Consider the following 559-nt stretch of genomic DNA (forward strand, 5'->3'; position numbering starts at 1 on the left):
GCAATGTCAAAACTGCTTTTTCGTTTACCCCATCATCGATTGTAACCTAAAGAATTTGTCGATTTCGCCAACACTTATTATTCCATTCCTTTTTTATTCAATCTAATAATTTCTCTAACATATGAAATTGCAACAAATACTAGAATTGCTAACACACATAAAACAAGCACCATAACAATAAACTTATCTTGTTTATACAATCTAATTGTTCCATATACGCAGAATCCAACCAATGCCAAATAGATTAAACTTGAAACAACTGCAAGTATTATTCTTATTGTTCTAGGCAATTTTGCATTTTTACTTCCTTCTTCACATCCCTGCACAAATAATTCTGCAAATATACTAACAAAAAAATCCATCATATTATCCTTACAATCTCCTCTCACCTTATAATTTCGTACAGAAAATCATAAATTATATCGAAATAATCTGCTCGATATATTCAAGTTTATCTTTCTGATTATACTATAATCCTATCCACATGAAAAGCAGAAATAATCAAGGGGCAGCGTTGAGGAACAAAATTATATAACTTTACTAAGTCAACGCATATCAC

Annotated in this window: 1 protein-coding gene; it reads right to left on the reverse strand. The window is 30.2% G+C overall.

Annotated features, from left to right (window positions below; genetic code table 11):
- Positions 1-77: 77 nt before the first annotated feature.
- Positions 78-365, reverse strand: coding sequence for a hypothetical protein (locus ASU35_RS07220; protein WP_058352358.1), 288 nt, complete (start codon positions 363-365; stop codon positions 78-80).
- Between the last annotated feature and the right edge of the window lie 194 nt (positions 366-559).

It is taken from the genome of Acetivibrio ethanolgignens (assembly GCF_001461035.1).
Taxonomy (GTDB): Bacteria; Bacillota; Clostridia; order Lachnospirales; family Lachnospiraceae; genus Velocimicrobium; species Velocimicrobium ethanolgignens.